The following is a 16,033-nucleotide window of genomic DNA, read 5'->3' as shown; positions in this document are numbered from 1 at the left end:
CCCCGAAGCCGCAGCAGCCTCCGCCCGAGCCGCCGCCGTCCGCGCCCGATTGAACGTCACAGCATTGTGCCCAGGGTCATCGCAGTACTCATGCCGCCGCCCCCGACTCCCCGGCAACGTCTCCTTCACAGGCCGCGAACACCGCCCCAACCGCTCGAACTTGCACAACGGCCGCGCCCCAGCACTCCACTCATCACTCACACCCCCATCTTCCCGGACCCCGCACCTCCCTCCCGCACCGCCACTCCGCACCGTCATGCGCAATACAGTTTCATTACGTTGCGATACATGTAATGCAAGGCAACTCTGTAATGCTACGCAAGGAAACAGTATCCGCATAATGTAAGTTATGCGGAGCGGCAGAGCGGAGAGACCCCCAGTGGGTGTCAGGGGTGAGCGTGGTCAGTCAGCCGCCGCAGTTGCCTCGTGGACCGGCGATCGCCGAGACCGGCATGGTCTCCACGCGCAGCGTCGGATTTGGGGTGCCGTTAACGATCGTGTCATCAGGTACATAAACGCTGATCATGGTTGCTGGCCTAGTCTGATCAGTCACGATTTCTGCAACACGGTGTCTCGTGGTACCGGCTCGGAGCATGATGCGCGGTCATGGGACGACGGCTGGTCGGTATGGACGAACTCGTCGAGCACTGGACGGTGCTGCCTGACGAGGACGCGTTGTTGTTCGGGCGACATCAGGACACCAAGCTCGCCTTCGCCTTGATGCTGAAGTTCTACACCTTCCACGGCCGCTTTCCGCGCAGGCGGTTCGAGTTCGCAGAGGAGGTGGTGGAGCACGTCGCCGCTCAGCTGAAGCTGCCGGCATCGGGCTTCGGCCTCTACAACTGGTCGGGGCGTACGTCCAAGGAGCACCGCAAACAGATCCGGGCTCATCTGGGGTTCCGCGAGTGCTCGGTGGCCGACGCCGACAAGCTGGCCGAGTGGCTGGCGGTGAACGTCGCGCACGCCGAGCGGGACGCGGACCGGGCTCGGGGCGAGCTGCTGAAGAAGATGAGCGAGGAACGGATCGAGCCGCCGACCGACGGCCGGGTGGGTCGCGTGGTCTCCGCGGCGCTGTCCACAGCGGAGAAGACCTGGTTCGCGCGGATCGAAGCCCGTATCGGTACCGAGCCCGGGGGCCGGCTGCTGGCGCTGGTCGGCTGGGGTGAGCTGGACGTAGAACAGGTCGGAACGGAGGAAGACCCGTATGACAGCCCGGAGTCGGTATTCTCCCGGATCCGGGCGGCGGCTGGCCGGGTGTCGCTGGAGTCGATGATCGCCGAGATGGACAAGTTGCTGTCGGTACGGGCGGTCGAGGTCCCGGATGGGGTGTTCGCGGACGTGGCGCCGAAGGTACTGGCTGGTTGGCGGGTGCGGTGCGCGGTGGAGTCTCCGTCACACCTGCGGCGGCGCTCACGGGAGTCGGCGGTGACGCTCCTGGCGGCACTCCTGCATGCCCGCGAGCGGGAGATCACCGATGATCTCACCGACCTGCTGATCGGCACGGTCCACCGGATCGATGCCCGCGCCCACAAAAAGGGCTCTTCGCCTGCATGTGTGGGTCAGCCCGTGTTGATCAACGAGAAACGTCGTGCCCCGCTCTAGGTTTCTGAGTGTCTAGATCAGCGACCTTCAAGGCGGTGCACGACGTGTCCTCGAATGTATGGCTTCGGGCTGGTGGGATCGGACGCACCGTGGCCGAGCAGGTCTATGTTCACCCGATCGATCCAGTGGTGGTGGTGTCGGTGCGTCCGGAGCGGCGTTGGGAGCGGCGGCCGCGGTGCGGGATCTGCTGCGAGCGGGCTCCGTTGTATGACCGGGGTCGCCGCCGTCGCTGGCGGTCGCTGGATCATGGCGTGTTGAAAGTGTTCCTGGAGGCCGAGCTGCCGCGGGTGTCCTGCCCGGTGCACGGGGTGGTGATAGCGGCGGTGCCCTGGGCCCGGCACGGTGCCGGGCATACCCGGGCGTTCGATGAGGTGGTGGCCTGGTTCGCGCTGGCCGCGCCGAAGACGGTGATCGGCACCTTGTTGCGGATCAACTGGCATACCGTCGGGGCGATCCTGGCCCGGGTGATGCCCGACCGGGACGCCGAGGATGGCGATCGGCTGGACGGGGTCCGGCGGATCGGGATCGACGAGGTGTCGTTCAAGAAGGGCCAGCGGTATCTGACGATCGTGGTCGACCACGACTCCGGTCGGCTGCTGTTCGTCACCGAAGGCCGCAGCAAGGACAGCGTGCGGAGATTCTTCGACGCGCTGGGCCCGGAGCGCTGCGAGCTGATCACGCACGTCTCAGCCGACGGTGCCGGGTGGATCGCGCTGGTGCTGGCCGAACGCTGCCCGAGGGCCGCGGTGTGCCTGGACCCGTTTCACGTCGTGAAGTGGGCGACCGACGCTTTGGACAGGGTTCGGCGGCAGGTGTGGAACGACGCCCGTGCCGCCGGGATGCGCGAGGTCGCCCGCGCCTTGAAGGACTCCCGCTACGCCTTGTGGAAGAACCCCGGCGACCTGACGAAGCGCCAGCAGGCCAAGCTGTCGATAATCCAGGCTACCAACAAGCCGCTGTATCGGGCCTACCTGCTCAAAGAACAGCTGCGGGCGGTGTTCGCCCCCGGCGGCCCCGAACGCATCGCCTTGTTGGACGCCTGGCTGGCCTGGGCCTGCCGCAGCAAACTCGCACCGTTCGTGGAGCTGGCCCGCACCATCCGCCCCCGCCGCGCGGAGATCGCCAACACCCTGGCCTACGGGCTGAGCAACGGCCGGATCGAATCCATGAACCAGAAGATCCGGCTGATCATCCGCCGGGCCTACGGCTTCCGCTCGACACCCGCCCTGATCGCCATGACCCGGCTCTGCCTGGCCGGCTACGCCCGACCCCTACCAGGAAGAACCTGACCCATAGCGAATCAGGACCCTACCCACAAACACGAGCGAAGAGCCACAAAAAGGTCACAGAGGAGCTCGTCAACGCGTTCAAGCGGGTCGACGGCAAGGAGCACATCTTGTTCCGCATCGCCGAGGCCGCCGTCGCTGAGCCGGCCGGGCCGGTGTCGAAGGTGGTGTTCCCGGCGATCGTCGGCGGCGAGCAGACGCTGCGGGAGATCATCCACGAGTACAAGACGAAGGGCCCGGTCTACCGGCGCACGGTCCAGCACACGTTGAAAGCTTCCTACACCAACCACTATCGGCGCGGCATGGTTGCCTTGCTGGACGTTCTGGAGTTCGGCTCGGTCGTCCCTGGCCACCCGCTGCTGGCGGCACTGGAGTACGTCAGGCGCCACGCCAGGACCCAGAACCTGGTGTACTACCCAATCGGGGAGGTGCCGCCGCGGCACGAGGCCATCGACGGCGACTGGGCGACTTTGGTGTACCGGCCGGACAAGGACAACAAGCAGCGCACCGTCCGCCAGGCCTACGAGGTCGCGGCGTTCCGGACGCTGCGGGACCTGCTGCGCTGCAAGGAGATCTGGGTGGTCGGCGCCCAGCGCTACAGGGACCCCGACGACGACTTGCCGCGGGACTTCGAGGACCGCCGCGTCGACTACTACGCCGAGCTGCGCAAGCCGCTGGACCCAGCGCGGTTCGTGGCCGAGCTGCGCGCCGACGTCGAGCAGGCGCTGACCTCGCTCAACAACGACCTGCCCCGCCTGAGTTGGGTAGACATCCGTGAGCGCGGCAGCTCCGGGGTGATCCGACTGTCCCCGCTGGAGCCGCAGCCCGAGCCGCGGAACCTGCGTCGGATCAAGCACGAGGTGGCCCGGCGCTGGCACGCCACGCCGCTGATCGACATCCTGAAGGAGGCGCTGCTGCGCTCAGGGGCGCTGGCACGAATCGCTGCTGCCGTCGGCTCCTCGCTGCCGTTCGAGGTGCTGGCCGAGCGGCTCATCCTGGCGATCTACGGCTACGGCACCAACGCCGGCATCAAGGCGGTGATCCCGCCGGACGGGGCGCACTCGGAGGAGGACGTCCGTTACGTGCGCCGCCGCTACCTCACCCCGGCGGTGGCGACCGAGATCGCCACGGCGATTGCCAATGCCACCTTCGTCGCCCGCGACAGCACCCTGTGGGGGCAAGCGTCCACGGCCGTGGCCTCCGACTCCACCCACTTCCGCACCTGGGATCAGAACCTGTTCACCGAGTGGCACGTCCGCTACGGCGGCCGCGGGGTGCTTGTCTACTGGCATGTGGAGGAGAACTACGTGGTCGTGCATTCCCAGGTCCTCAGGGCTTCGGCCTTGGAGGTGGCGGCGATGGTGCAGGGCGCGATCCACCACGGCACCACCATGAAGGTGGAGGGCAACTACACCGACACCCACGGCCAGTCCGAGATCGGGTTCGGCATTACCCGGCTGCTCAATATCGACCTGCTGCCGAGGATCAAGCGGATCAACCACACTCGGCTCTACCGGCCAGCCCTGCCCGGCGGCGAGGACCCGTATCCGCATCTGGCGCCGGCGCTGCACCGTCCGATCCGTTGGGACGTGATCGAGGCCAACTACGACCTGATCGTCAAGTACGCCACGGCGATCCAGCAGGGTACTGCCTCGGCCGAGGCAGTGTTGTCCCGCTTCCGCGGCGCGGTGTCCCACCCGGCGTACCAGGCGATGCTCGAGGTCGGAAAGGCTGCCCGGACCATATTCGTCGCCCGCTACCTGCGCGATCGCGACCTCCAGCGCCAGATCGAGGAGGGCTTGAATGTCGTGGAGTCCTGGAACCGGGCGAACTCCGTCATCGCCTTCGGCAAGAGCGGCGAGATCTCCACCAACCGTAAGGACGAAGTGGAGATGACGGTGCTGTGCTTGCGCATCTTGCAAGCCAGCCTCGTCTACGTCAACACACTCATGCTTCAGAACGTCCTGGCCGAACCGCGGTGGCGCGATCTGCTCGGACCCGCCGACCGGCGCGGTCTGACCGCGCTCTTCTGGGGGCACGTACGCCCCTACGGCGAGGTCCGCCTGGACATCGGTCGGCGTATTCAGATCGGCTCCGACCTTGGCGCGCCGCAAAACGGCGCCACAGATAGCCGCACGGGCTGACGGGTGCTGCTACCTGTAGAGCGTGATCTCCTCGTGGGGCATGGAATCCCATAACGTGCAGGCTCGTTCGCGGACGACGATCAGCACGGGCCGGGTGATCAAGGCGTCGGCATCGGGCTGAACCTGCATGACCAGCCCGAAATCGTCCGATCCCGCGTACCCCGCTGGAGAGTAGTAGAGCCCGACGCCGCGCGACGCTACGTACTCCACGAACTCGTCCTCCCACTGCGAGGGGTCGCGCCCGTTGAGCTGCAGGCCGTCCAAATGGACAAGCGGGCCGCGGCAGGCGTCCGGCACAACGCAGAAGAGCCCTTCGGCTTCTCCGAAGTAGGCCGTGACCTCCGGCCGTTCCTGACGGGCACCGGAGTGGAACTCGACACGCTGGGTCGGACCGAGCACGGTGCTGGTGGTCTCCAGGGTCGCGTCGTACCCGGGCATCGCTTCAAGCGCCGCGCCGACGTTCATGGCGAAGGCCAACGGTCCGACGCGCTGCGACGGCGTGTAAGACCACATCGGTCAGCCGTCGCCCCGTCCATTCGCTCGCTGATCTGACATCTCGTGGTATGACCCTCTCTCCAACAGAGAACTACAAGGCGCCGACTATGTCGGGGTGCCGGTCGATCAATCCGCCGCGCTCTTCTCGTCATGCTCACGCAGCAGGCGCATCACGGTGGCCGGCGAGGGGTGCTTCCCCTTCTTGGCTCCAGTGGTGATGACCAACTTTGCGGCGATGTCGCGCAGGCTGAGGTCCTGACCGCGCAGGTGCAGGGCCATCGCGAGCATGGCGTCGTCGGTGACGCCAGCTCCGCCGATGGCCTTGCCACGCTTGCGGGCTGACTCGTGCCCTTCCAGGGTGCGATCACGGATGTACTCGCGCTCCATCCCAGACAGCGCAGCCAGCACGGTGAACACCACTCCGGAAGGGTCGTGTGATCCTTGGAGTTCTCCGGTGAGGAATTCCAGGCCGATGTCGCTGGCCTTGAGCTGTTCGGCCAGTGTGGCCAGATCGATGCCGCGGCCAAGCCGCTTGTGCTCGTGGACAACCAGGGTGACGGCCACGCCGGAGCTGCGGATGTCACGGGCGAGTTTGACTGCGGCCTCCAGCTCGGGCCGGGCCGTGGCGGTCGAGATCTTCTCCGAGAAAATCCTGCCGACGTCTGCCGCAGTCAGGGAGTCGACCTGGCTGTCGAGGGACTGGCGGGCGGTGGAGGCGCGGGCGTAGCCGATCCGGACGTGTCCGACCAGCTGCGCGTCAGCGCCGCGCGGTCGCGCCAGCTCGATCCACGCCGAGCCAGGCTTGCGGATGTCGGGAGTAAGGACGTTGAGGGCTTTGGCCAGCGACGGCACAAGCCGGAAGCGCGCGGTGTGATACTGCGCGGCGACCTTCCCCTTGCCGGCACGGCACGGCGAGCCGGCCGGGACAGCGCAGCTGGACATTGGACAGTCATTCGACTCGATGAGTGTGTGCGGGTCCGGACTCACCCCTGAATCGTTTCATGGGTGCGTTTCACCCGTCCAGGCATATGCAACACCCCATGAAACAGCGAAGGGCCTGGAAGGCGACCCCGTGCTCCCGTGTTTCATAGGCGGTCACCTATGAAACAGCTCTCTCGGCAGCCGCCGTCCAGGCGGTTCGGCGTTTCATGGGTCGTTTCAAAAGCACTGGCATGCGAAACAGACTCATGAAACACTTTCGGATCGTGAGCGACGATTTCAAGGTCGTAGAGGCGAACGACTGCCCGATGTCCACGTGCGCGGTACCGGCGGGCTCCCCATGTCGCACTGCCGCAGGGAAGGTCGCGGTGCAGTATCACACTGCGCGCTTCAAGCTCGTGCCGCATCTGGCGAAGGCGCTAAAGGTTCCGATGCCGGCGGTGCGCAAGCCCGGCTCGGACTGGGCCGAGCTTCCGAGGCCGGCGAACCCCGGTGCTGCACCGGCCGGCCATGTCCGCATCGGCTACGCACGCGCCTCTACTGCTCGCCAGTCGTTGGACACGCAGATCGATTCTCTGACCGAGGCAGGGGCGACGAGGATCTTCTCGGAGAAGATCTCGACCAGGGTCGCGTCCCGCCCCGAGTTTGAGCGCGCGATCGCACTCACTCGGGAGCTGCGGGCCTCCGGCGTGGCCGTGACGCTGGTTGTTCACGAGCACAAACGCCTCGGCCGCGGCATCGATCTGGCGATGCTCGCAGAGCAGCTGAGGGCGTCCGATGTGGGTCTCGAATTCCTGACCGGCGAGCTCAAGGGCTCGCACGATCCGTCTGGCGTGGTGTTCACCGTGTTGGCGGCCTTGTCGGGTATGGAGCGGGAGTACATCCGTGACCGCACCCTGGAAGGCCACGAATCGGCGCGGCGACGGGGCAAGATCATCGGGGGAGCACAAGTGTCCGACGAGACGATGCTGTCGATGGCGCTGCTGTTGCGCGGGCAGGAGCTGAGCCTGCGGGAGATCGCCGCGAAGCTGGTCATCACCAAGGGTGCGAAGAAGGGTCAGCACCCGTCGGCGGCGACCGTAATGCGCATGCTACGCGAGCACGACCGCCTGGCGTTGGCCGAAGCCGCTGTCCCACCACAGCGCGAGGCTCTGGCTGCTGTTGTGGAGAACGGAAGCAGGCTATCGACACCATTCTGACACGTTGACCAGCAATTTTCCTAGGACGAATGTCACCCTGAAGTTGCCTTGTTCAAGGCAATAGCGGACCTCAGAATCGCTGCATGACTCAATCGGGGAGAGTTGACTACGACCAGGTAGCTCGTGCGCAGGCTCTGTTGTTGGATCGGCGCCGACTGTCGCCGGCGGCGCTGGTCACGGCGTACCGGACGGTGCGCACCGCGACGCCCGATGCGTATACAGAGATGTTCGTCGACGCATTGCTCTCTCACGGTCACGACCTCCACGGCGAACAGCAGATAGCCGCCTGGCAGGAAGCCGTCGAAGTCGCACGCAGCGCCGCCGAGGCCGATCCGCGTGAATTGAAGGTACTGGTCGAAGCACTGACGAAGTATCAACACGGGCTCTGCGATGCGGGGCGCCGCGCTGAGGGGCTCGAAGCCTGCCGCGAGATGGCGCTGGCCAGCAAGCGTGCTTTTGACAGCGGCGTTGTGTCGTCCCCGACGTTCGGGTCGTCGCAGCTGGCTTGCAGGCTGGCCGAAGACGGAGATCATGCAGAGGCGGCAGCCCTGTTCGAAGCAATCGTTCGTGAGAATGAGCGGGAGAAGTCGGCCACGGACTTTTGGTCGAGGATCCCATGGATCGCAGAGATGGAGGCGGCCGGCCACCACGCCTCTGCCCGCAGCACCCTGCAGGAGCTCGTCAACGAGGATCGTCAACAGGCCGATCAACACATCGGCGCCTACGCCTTCGTGATCTGGGAACAGCTGCTCCTGGCCTGGATGGATCGTCAGAACGGGCGCGAGGACGAGGCCGAGCGCTGCGACGCGGAAACCGAAGCGGTGCTCACGATGCTGGCGGCCGACGGCGAACCGAAAAACTGGAGCAACATCCTGGGGTTCTGGGCCCTGTTGATCCGGCTGACCGGCCGGACGAAGAGAGGCCAGCTCGCACACGACGAGGCTGGGGCACCGCTGTTCTCAGATCTCCACTGGGCCCCGACGGGCCACCGCGCATACCTCAACGAGGGACACGACAGGCTCCAGGCGGAGGTGGCCCGTATCGCAGGCCTTGCCGAGCGTGAGCCATCCGCACACCTCGGAGAACTCGTCGAGGTGCAGCGCCAGCTCACACTGCGTTCGGTGAGGATTTGGGAGCTCCGGACCTGGCGTATTCCGGACGAACTGCGGCGCTGCTTCGACGAAGGCGTGAATCTGGCCCGCAGGCTCGTCGAGGTTGACGAGCCGCTGGGACGAGCCGCACTCGCCAGGGCCTTGGCCGACCGGACGAGCATGCACGTCGCAGCACGGGACTTCCCGCCAGCCTTGCGTGACTTCCAGCGGGCACGCCGGGCTGCCGCGGGCGATCCTCTTGCCTGATGATCGGGAGCTTCGCATCGTCACATAGCCTGCGCCGACACCACCCGCGAGGCGCTGTGCCGTCTCACGCTTCCGGCCAGACGTCGCGCAGCGGCCGGTAGCCGGAGCCGTCCAGCTTGGCCAGCTCGCCCTCCACATCGACGTCGATGATGCCGAAGAAGTTGACGTTCTCGCTGTGCGCCGGGGAGATGTGCGCCAGCGCCTCGTCGTCGACGTGCCGGCCCTCCGCGCGCATCGCGGCCACGGCCAGTCCGTAGTACTCGGTCGTCCAGGTCACCACTCCGTTCGTGAGCAGCGTCAGGCACCACGCCGATTCGGTCTGGCCCATCAGGTGCCGGGAGGTGAACGCCCCGTTGTGGGCGTAGCGCAGGTCCCGGCGCAGCGCGTGCAGGTGCTCGCCTTTGTTCAGCTGCCGGGTGATCCGCCGGCGGTACCCCTCGTCGGCCAGATAGCGGGCGGCGTATATCGACCGCCGCAGCGCCCCGTACTCCTTCAATGCCGCGGCCAGGGAATTCTGCCGGCTGGACGCGGAGAGCTTCCCCACGATCAGCGAGGCGGTGGCCTGTCCGAACTTCACCGACCCCGCCAGACGCAGCAAGTCATCCCAGTGCTCGGTGACCAGATCCTGATTCAGGCGCCTGGTCAGCAGGTGCCCGCCGATCGGCCACTGGCTCACCGCCTGCGCACGCGGCCCGGTCCTGTATAGCGTCACCTTCCCCAGGTCCCGGATCCTCGGGGACAGCTGCAGACCCACGAGGTCGAACAAACCGAAGTTGACGAGCGTCACCCCGTGAGTGTCGGTCGCGTGCTCGGTGATCGGAAGATCAGTGGCGTTGCCCATGATCTCGTCCAGAACGTATTGCGCCTCCCGGTGCGTCACCACAATGATCTTCGTGCCGTAGGTCGAGTACTGGTCCGACACCCAGGTATAGGTGGACAGGCCCCGGTCGGCGAACCACTTCTTCGCCGCCCGCGCCGTGGTCGACTTCCCACGCACCGGGAACCGCTGCCCGTCCGACGAGGACAGCGTGCCGCCGCCGAACGTCTGCGTAAGCGGTAGCCGATGGTGGTAGTCCACGATCGCCGCATTCGCCGCTGCCAGTGTCTCCTCCCGCAGGTACCACTCGGCCGTCCAGGCCAGCACGTCGTAGCTGATCCCGGTGGCCTCGGCCATGCGCGTGAGCCCGAGGTTGGTCGCGTGCCCGATCAGGACCGCGAGGAGGTTCCGCTTCAGCTGCGGGCTTCGGGCCTGCTTGCCGCCAGCGTGGGTGAAGCACTCCAGGAACCCGGTACGCCGGTCCAGCTCGATCAGCAGCGAGGCGATCGGAGCGAACGGCAGCCTGGAGATCAGCTCCTTGCGCAGCTCGTCCACCTCGGCCGGGACGTCTTCGGCGGTCAACTGCGGGATGACCAGGTCACCGTTGTCGTCGATGCGGACCTCGCCGACCTTTCCCTTCGACTTCGCCAGCACGCTCTCCAGGTCGGTCATCGCTGTGGCGTGCTCGTCGAACGCCGCCTTCAGCGCGTCGGCGGCCTTCGGCGACTTGCCGACCAGGTGGCAGAACTCGACCCGTTTGGGCTCCCACTGGGAGGGAGTGAACAGGTAGGAGGCCGGGTTGGCGTAGCGGCGGGAGCCTGGCACCCACACGTCGCCCGAGCGCAGCCCGTCGCGCAGTGCCAGCAGCACGGTGAGCTCCCAGAAGTGCCGGTAGGCGACCGAGTCCCCGGCCGCGATCGCGTCGGCCAGGTAGCCGCGCCAGCGGGCCGGCACGAAGTCGTCCGGAGCGCCGTCCGGCACGTTGCGGCCCTTGCGCCGGTTCAGGCCCCTGAGAACCTTCACCGCCTCCATCAGCCCCGCGGCAGTGGTGCCGCCGGCGAACTCGACCGCGTCCAGCACTGCCGGGGTGAACTCCCGCAGGTGGTTGTACGACTCGGTCATCAGCGCCAGGTGCCCGTGGTCGCGCGGCAACCGCCGCTGCGCCGTCGCGAGCGCGCCGCGCAGCCGCTCCAGGCCGAACCCGCGCAGGATCGCCCCGACCTCCTCATCGGGGATCCCGACGTCCACCACCACGGGAAGGATGTCGTCCAGCAGCGCCAACCGCTCCTCCGCGGACTTCGCCCGGTCGGCCAGGGTGGCGGTCAGCTTCCGCTTGGCCCGGCTCTCCCGGGCGGAGACCGACTGGTCGAACAGCGCCACCACGTCGTCCAGCGTGCCGATCGCCGACTGCGCCAGCACGGCCAACAGGATCGGGTGGCGGCGGGAGGACTCCCGGCGTAGCAGCGCCTGCCCGGTCAGCCGGTGCCCGACCGAGTGCAGGAACCGGCGCCGCTCGGCGGGAAGCATCGACAAATCCATGGTGTGCGCGTCCAGGTCACGCAGGAACGCCAGCTTCCCGATCTCCTTCTTGATCGAGTCCGGGGAATCCGACACCGGCGGCGTGGTCAGCCACTTCAGCCGGGTCCCGCGCACCGCGGCGTCGTGGTGCAGCAGCCCGTCCAGTTCCGCCATCATCGACGGCGTCAGCAGGTGCGCCACCCGCGAGTACGTCTCCCGGCCGGCCTCGGCCCTCGCGGTCGCCACCCGCTCCAGCAGCTTCACCACGCCCAGCCGGATCACCCGCGAGGACTTCATGTGCTCGCACGCCAACGTGAACAGCAACGACGGCGAGTCATGCTCCATCGCACGGGCCAGCAAGAACTCATCCAACTCCTTGAGCTCCATCGCCTTGGTCGCCCGCCACCGCAGGTAGCGGGCGACCTGGAGCAGGTGATCGGTACGGGTCTGCTCGCGCTTGGCCGCGTAGTGCCGCAGTTCACCCACCGGTATTCGAAGCTGCTCTGACAGCCTGGCCACCGCTGCGGGCGGAGCCTCCGTGACATCGTCCGGCACGAACCCGAGCCAAGGAAGCGTGCACAGCTGAACGGCCAGCCCGAGCCTGTCCGGCGCTCCGCGTCCGCGCCCGGGGTCGACGAACTCGATGTCCGGAGGCGCCAGCGTGAAGAACCGGATGAGCTCGCTCGGCGTGATCTCCGGGAACGATCTCAGATTGATCAGTTCCTCATCGGTGAACACTCGCGTCGCCACGCCGAACCTCCATGACCGTCAGACCTCGTCGAAGACGGCCTGACCAGGCCGCGGCGACAGAGTACTGACCGGCGATCATGCGGCGTCAAGGCTCGCATTCCCGCTGGTCAGGGATATCCGTTGGTTTTGCGGCGGATACTACGGCGACCCCGATATATCAGAGCTCTGTGTAACACTGGACGCAAGACCGGTCGCTCGGGAGGGGAAGCAGTGGCCATCGGCAGCAGTAGCAACGGGGACATGCGGTCAGACCTGTCCGGCAACGCTGGCGATGTCGTCCAGGCCCGCGACATTGCTGGCGGCATCCACTTTCACACCGGCCCAGCCCCCAGCAGCGTAATCCCTCGGCAGTTGCCGGGACGCATACATGGGTTCGTCAACCGCACCGCCGACCTTGCCGGCCTGGACGCAGCGCTGCTGGCAGAGGACGGGCAGAGCATGGCCGCGGCAGTGTGCGTGATCGCGGGCACCGCCGGGGTGGGCAAGACCTCCTTGGCGGTGCACTGGGCCCACCAACATCGCGCGCTGTTCCCAGACGGCCAGCTCTACATCAACCTGCACGGATACGACCCGGGCGACCCAGTCGAGGCCGGACAGGCGCTGACCCGGTTCCTTATCGCGCTGGGTATCGAACCTGGAGCGGTTCCGTCCGAGGTGGAAGTGCGCAGTGCCCTGTACCGGTCCCTGCTAGCCGAGCGGCGCGTACTGGTAGTACTCGACAACGCCGCCACAGTCGGGCAGGTACGACCCCTGCTGCCCGGAGCCCATGGCTGTCTGGTAGTGGTCACCTCCCGCTCCCGCCTATCCGGTTTGGTCGCCCGCGACGGTGCACACCGCGCAACCCTAGAGGTGTTCCCCGAGGCCGAGGCCGTCCACCTGCTGCAGGCGACTACCGCCCCCTACCGGGCCAAGGACAGCGACGAGGAGGTCGCCGAACTGGCCCGGCTGTGCGCCAGACTGCCGCTGGCGCTGCGCATTGCTGCCGAACGTGCCGCAGCTCGTCCCAAGATGCCATTATCTGATCTAATCCATGACTTGTGTGATGAATCCTCCCTGTGGGACGCACTCTCCTCGCAGGACGACGACGAGGCCGACGCGGTACGCACCGTATTCGCCTGGTCCTACCGTGCTCTGTCCCCCACTGCTGCCCGCATGTTCCGGCTGCTTGGCCTGTGTCCCGGGGCCAGCTTCACTCCACATGCAGCCGCCGCCTTGGCTGAGGTCTCCCTGCGCCAGGCGCAGCAGGACCTGGATGCGCTCGCCGGCGCCCACCTACTCGAGCACTCGGACCAGGGGCGGTACCAGTTCCACGACCTGCTACGCGCCTACGCCCAGGGCCAGGCCGCGCACCTAGAAGATCCAAAGGACCGCCACGACGCGCTCGCCCGCCTTGGCCACTGGTACCTGCAGTGCATGGTTGCGGCTATCGACCGCTTGAAGACGCACGATCCGGGCTTCGACCCACAGGCGTGGGGTGTGGTTTTGGAGTCTCCAGTCGCCGACCCGGTGGTGTCCTTCGCAGACGGTGCCGAGGCCACTGCGTGGCTCGATCGGGAAACCGGCAATCTCGTGGCCACCGCCTGTGCTGCGGCAACCTCAGGATTCGACGCGATCGCCTGGGCGCTGCTGGCGGCCTTGTGGCGGCCATTCATCGAGACGAACCCCGTAACGGCGTGGCTAGCCCTCGGACAAATCGAACTCGACTGTGCACGCCGGCTCGGTGACCTCAGCGCAGCGAGTCATGCCCTGCAGGGACAGGGTATCGAGCTGCGGCTAGCCCACCGCATCGACGAAGCAATTGAGATCCACCGAGAAGCGCTGGAGGCGGCCCGAGCTGCTGGATCCACGATCCAGAACGCCGCGGCGCTATTTACGCTGGGGGCCGCATACTTGCGCGGGCGCAGGCTGCGTGAGGCACGAGATTGCTTTGAACAAGTAATCGCCGCAGCGCCGCAGGCGACTCGGCGGTGGAGCGATGCCTCCCGGAATGGTCTTGTACATGTTCTGTACGATGCCGGGCTTCTTGCCGAAGCTAGAGCCGCATGCGCCGACTGCCTGAGTGACAGCGAATTCGACGCATCTGCACGCATCGAAGTGTTGCTGATACTGGCCCTGACTGAGAGCGAAACGGGACGAACCGAGGAAGCACTCGATCACATTACCGAGGCGAACGATCACCTCCAGCGCGCGCACTACTCGCAAACCGAAGGTCGTTGGGCTGGCGTGTGCAAAGGTCGGGTGCTGCTTGCCACGGACCAGCCTGAGGAGGCCCTCACAATACTGCAATCTACGGCTGCGGCCAGTCGGCAGTCCGGCGACCGGCTACGAGAAGTATTCGCCTTCGATGCTACTGGGCAGGCGTACCACGCGCTGGGACGGTTCGACGAGGCGGCCGACTTTCACCGCGCGGCCCTGACCCTTTGCAGGGACCTGCACGACCCTTGGCCGCAAGCGGTGATCCTTGACCATCTGGCTGCAGCGCTGTCGGCCCTCGGGCAAAGCGCAGCCGCCTCCGAGGCGTGGCTCGAGGCCCGCGATCTGCTGACCGACTTCAACGACCCTCGGGCACAACGGCTACGCGTCGACGTGAATGCCGCTATCGCCTTGCCCTAGCTCTAGACCGGCGGCAGCCCCCAAGTCCTGAATCAACGTACGGGATAATGGCCCATTATCCCGTACATCAGCCCTCTCGGGGCGACGCCGAGCAGCCAGGACCCTGATCGCCGGACTGCGCGGAACCCGCACGTTATCCGGTACATCGGGAGGTGACCGTCACCATCCACGCAATCGACGGCACGAAGTCGATGACGATCCGCACGGCCGTCGACCGGTTCCTGTCCTCGCCGCGATGCGCCAACCCGAACACCCGCCGCGCCTACGCGTCCGTCCTGGATCGCGTCGCCGAGCGGCTCGGAGCCCACCGGCAGCTCGCCGGCGTCTCCGGCGACCGGCTCGCCGCGGTCTTGGAGGAGCTGTGGGGCGCGGCGATGCCGGCGACCTGGAACCGCAACCGCGCCGCCGTCGCTGCGTTCCTCATGTGGTGCGCCAGGAACTCGATCGCCGCCCCGGCGCTTCCGGCCTCGGCCGAGCGGCGCCGCGAGCACGTCGACGAGACCAAGGCCCTGAGCCGCGCCGAGATCGAGCGGCTGCTGACCCGCCGGGACGTGCCGCTGCGGGAGAAGACGTTGTGGCGGATGCTGTACGAGACCGCCGCCCGCGCGAGCGAGATCCTCGCACTCGACGTCGAGAACCTGGACCTGGACGCGCGACGCGCCGCCGTGGTCTCCAAAGGAGGCACGGTCGAATACGTCTACTGGGCGTCCGGCACAGCCCGGCTGCTCCCACGGCTGATCGCCGGACGCACCCGCGGCCCGCTGTTCCTGTCAGAACGCCGTCCCGGCTCCGCCCGACGTCCGCCGGCCAAAGACCTCTGCCCGACCACCGGCCGCGCCCGCCTCGGCTACGACCGGGCCAGAGTCCTGCTCGACCAGTACACGAGTCCCGGCGACGGTCGACCCGGCTGGGACCTGCACCAACTCCGGCACTCCGCAGCCACCCATCTCGGAGAGCAGCAGATCGGCCTTGGCCTGCTCATGGCCAAGACCCGCCACCGCAACCCGCGCACCGCCATGCGCTACCTCAAACCCGGAGCCGAAGCCGTCACAGAGGTCACCGCGCTCCTCGACATCGCCCCGCCTCGCCAGGGCTGAGCTGCGGACTCAGCGCAGCTGAGCCCCCAAGATCCTTCTCACCGATAACTACGGTTCCTGCGTTCCTCGACCCCGGTTATGGGGCGTCGGAAGGTTTCCATGAAACCCTCGCCTCCGGCTCTTCGCTGGCGGCGCGGGGCATCGGCGGGATACTTTGGACCTAATGATGTACAATTTAGACGTAGCAACGTCCGAAAACGACTTGAGGATGTCAT

General features: G+C 66.8%; 10 protein-coding genes. 7 read left to right on the top strand and 3 right to left on the bottom strand.

Annotation, left to right across the window (positions count from 1 at the left end):
• The first annotated feature begins 606 nt into the window (after positions 1-606).
• From GWK61_RS18115 to GWK61_RS18105, 3 genes are all read left to right on the top strand, one after another.
• A complete protein-coding gene (locus GWK61_RS18115; protein WP_194909564.1) occupies positions 607-1,602 on the top strand; it encodes a DUF4158 domain-containing protein in 996 nt (331 codons plus the stop codon).
• Positions 1,603-1,646: 44 nt separating this feature from the next.
• Entirely contained in the window at positions 1,647-2,891 is a 1,245-nt protein-coding gene (locus GWK61_RS18110; protein WP_194909570.1) for an ISL3 family transposase, read from the top strand.
• Positions 2,892-2,998: 107 nt separating this feature from the next.
• The gene (locus GWK61_RS18105; RefSeq protein WP_194909563.1) at positions 2,999-5,032 is read left to right on the top strand and encodes a Tn3 family transposase; all 2,034 of its coding nucleotides are present in this window, start codon (positions 2,999-3,001) and stop codon (positions 5,030-5,032) included.
• A gap of 9 nt (positions 5,033-5,041) precedes the next feature.
• Here the strand turns inward: GWK61_RS18105 and GWK61_RS18100 are convergent, their stop codons facing one another.
• A complete protein-coding gene (locus tag GWK61_RS18100) occupies positions 5,042-5,497 on the bottom strand; it encodes a hypothetical protein (protein WP_194909562.1) in 456 nt (151 codons plus the stop codon).
• Between the two features lie 156 nt (positions 5,498-5,653).
• Positions 5,654-6,514 carry a recombinase family protein gene (locus tag GWK61_RS18095; RefSeq protein WP_323747629.1) on the bottom strand — a complete coding sequence of 287 codons (861 nt, stop codon included), beginning with the start codon at positions 6,512-6,514 and terminating at the stop codon, positions 5,654-5,656.
• A gap of 218 nt (positions 6,515-6,732) precedes the next feature.
• Here GWK61_RS18095 and GWK61_RS18090 point away from each other — a divergent pair, with 218 nt between their 5' ends.
• Together GWK61_RS18090 and GWK61_RS18085 are read left to right on the top strand one after the other, a co-directional pair.
• Complete coding sequence (locus tag GWK61_RS18090) at positions 6,733-7,665, top strand: recombinase family protein (RefSeq protein WP_323747628.1); 933 nt, start codon at positions 6,733-6,735, stop codon at positions 7,663-7,665.
• Positions 7,666-7,748: 83 nt separating this feature from the next.
• Positions 7,749-9,023: a hypothetical protein gene (locus tag GWK61_RS18085; protein ID WP_194909561.1), complete on the top strand. Its 1,275-nt coding sequence runs from the start codon at positions 7,749-7,751 to the stop codon at positions 9,021-9,023.
• A gap of 64 nt (positions 9,024-9,087) precedes the next feature.
• Here GWK61_RS18085 and GWK61_RS18080 read toward each other — a convergent pair whose 3' ends face one another.
• Positions 9,088-12,108 carry a Tn3 family transposase gene (locus GWK61_RS18080; protein WP_194909560.1) on the bottom strand — a complete coding sequence of 1,007 codons (3,021 nt, stop codon included), beginning with the start codon at positions 12,106-12,108 and terminating at the stop codon, positions 9,088-9,090.
• Positions 12,109-12,348: 240 nt separating this feature from the next.
• On the opposite strand from GWK61_RS18080, the gene GWK61_RS18075 reads away from it, so the two are divergent.
• Both GWK61_RS18075 and GWK61_RS18070 read left to right on the top strand, forming a co-directional pair.
• Positions 12,349-14,721, top strand: a complete 2,373-nt coding sequence (locus tag GWK61_RS18075; protein ID WP_194909559.1) for a tetratricopeptide repeat protein — start codon at positions 12,349-12,351, stop codon at positions 14,719-14,721.
• 191 nt (positions 14,722-14,912) lie between these two features.
• Positions 14,913-15,818, top strand: a complete 906-nt coding sequence (locus tag GWK61_RS18070; RefSeq protein WP_194909567.1) for a tyrosine-type recombinase/integrase — start codon at positions 14,913-14,915, stop codon at positions 15,816-15,818.
• Positions 15,819-16,033: the final 215 nt, after the last annotated feature.

Origin of the sequence: Catenulispora rubra (genome assembly GCF_015356825.1) — a bacterium.
Classification (GTDB): Bacteria; Actinomycetota; Actinomycetes; order Streptomycetales; family Catenulisporaceae; genus Catenulispora; species Catenulispora rubra.
This window is presented reverse-complemented; position numbering and strand designations above follow the sequence as displayed.